Raw genomic sequence first — 1,845 nt, 5'->3', positions numbered from 1 at the left:
TAAACCAAACTCCGTTAATGTCTCAACATTCTTATTAAATAATGAGGCATACTGTTCATCAGGTTGAGAGGACTCTAGAATGGAGATTAATGTTTGAATACACGTCATGACCTGGAAGGCATCTTTTAATGTATTGAACTCTTCAGATGTATGCAGAACCTTTAATCGCTCAAACTGACAAATCTCCTCATCAGTAAAATAGAGCGGAAATATATTCGAATAGATGTACCTCACCAGTCCATTTATTTCTTCCTCTTGACTCGGTGTCGAGGCAAACACAATTTTCACTAATAACCCACCTTTGCCATCGCTTATTTCTGTCGTATTGTATATGATAAGAATAACATAACTAAGTCAGTATTGACGGTGGTAATTATAACCTTAAGGAGAATTAAATGCTAAACACAATGCGAATGGGAGAATGGTTTCAAATAGTCGTCCCATTAGAATGGAATGGAAAAACGATTGAGGATATTTTTCGGCATGTATGGGAATCCCCTAAAAAATTAACCCATACTTTTAGAATGGAGAATAAGGTAAAGCTTAATGGAGAACGCGCAAACTGGACTATGCCTCTCGTCAAGGGTTCCAAGTTGCAAATAAAACTATTCGAGGACGAAAAAGTAGAAATTTCACCCTATTTTATAGATATTGACATACTTTTTGAGGACGAACATGTTTTGGTTATTAACAAACCGCCCTTTATGAATAGCCATCCAAATGACCCAATTGCAGATCATGATACATTGGTTAATGCAGTCCAATTTTATCTGCAAGCAAAAGGAGAAAATAGAAACATTCGGCAAATCCATCGATTAGATCGCGATACATCAGGTGCCATTCTCTTTGCTAAACATTCACTAGCAGGGGCTATTATGGACCAGATGCTTTTTAAGAGAAATATTAAAAGAACCTACATTGCCATGGTCCATGGGGTAGTTAAACACAGTAGAGGATCAATTAATGAACCGATTGGCCGGGATCGTCATCATGCAACAAGAAGGAGAGTTTCTCCAACTGGTCAGGCTGCCCTTACCCATTACACTGTAGTAAAAGTAGACAAAGAGAAGCAACTTACATATATAAAATGCTGGCTCGATACGGGGAGAACTCATCAAATCAGAGTGCATTTAAGTCATTTAGGGCATCCTCTTGTTGGTGATACGTTGTATGGCGGAAAACCAATTGTGAGAAGACAAGCACTACATGCGGCAAAGCTTGAATTCATTCATCCGTTTACTCAGGAAAAAGTTGTTTGTCATGCTCCATTTGTAGATCAACCTATAATTTTTAAGGATATTGATATCTTTTCATTATAGAGCACAAAAAGGCCTCCGAACATTTCGGAGGCCTTTTTAAAGTAAAGAAAAATTATCTATCGGTTTTTCTAAAGGCACGCATAATGAAACTTAGAAGCAGGACCAAAACGGCTGAACCAATAATTGCAGGTATTATTGCAAAATCTGCAACCTCTGGGCCCCAATCACCTAAAACCGCTCTTCCCAGCCATGCCCCAACAAATCCTGCAATGATATTACCAATAATGCCACCCGGAATATCTCTTCCAACGATAAGACCGGCTAACCATCCAATAATCCCACCAATAATTAATGCCCAAATGAAACTCATTTAGTACACTCCTTTTTAGTAACCAATTATTTGTCTCAGGCAGTTGGAAAAGTAACTTTTTTCATGCTACCTGTATTTATAAAGTACCCTAATTTTTATTTTATACTCAAAAAAGAAAAATTCTTAACTCAGATCGCCAAGTACATAAATGCATGAACATAGGCTAAAATAAAAAAGTCTATATTTAAAAGAACTATATAAAAACATATAATGTAA

General features: G+C 36.9%; 3 protein-coding genes. 1 reads left to right on the top strand and 2 read right to left on the bottom strand.

Annotated features, from left to right (window positions below):
- The coding region (locus tag V7659_RS28910) for a DUF5365 family protein (protein ID WP_335543494.1) at window positions 1-288 on the bottom strand (288 nt) is incomplete at its 3' end.
- Between the two features lie 107 nt (window positions 289-395).
- On the opposite strand from V7659_RS28910, the gene V7659_RS28905 reads away from it, so the two are divergent.
- Window positions 396-1,319 carry an RluA family pseudouridine synthase gene (locus V7659_RS28905; protein WP_335453032.1) on the top strand — a complete coding sequence of 308 codons (924 nt, stop codon included), beginning with the start codon at window positions 396-398 and terminating at the stop codon, window positions 1,317-1,319.
- A 52-nt stretch (window positions 1,320-1,371) separates the two neighbouring features.
- Here V7659_RS28905 and V7659_RS28900 read toward each other — a convergent pair whose 3' ends face one another.
- Window positions 1,372-1,629, bottom strand: a complete 258-nt coding sequence (locus V7659_RS28900) for a GlsB/YeaQ/YmgE family stress response membrane protein (RefSeq protein ID WP_335453029.1) — start codon at window positions 1,627-1,629, stop codon at window positions 1,372-1,374.
- Window positions 1,630-1,845: the final 216 nt, after the last annotated feature.

It is taken from the genome of Neobacillus drentensis (genome assembly GCF_036966985.1).
In the GTDB taxonomy this organism is placed as follows: Bacteria; Bacillota; Bacilli; order Bacillales; family Cytobacillaceae; genus Neobacillus; species Neobacillus drentensis_E.
Note: the sequence above shows the minus strand (reverse complement) of the source record. Positions and strands in the feature narration are given on the sequence as shown.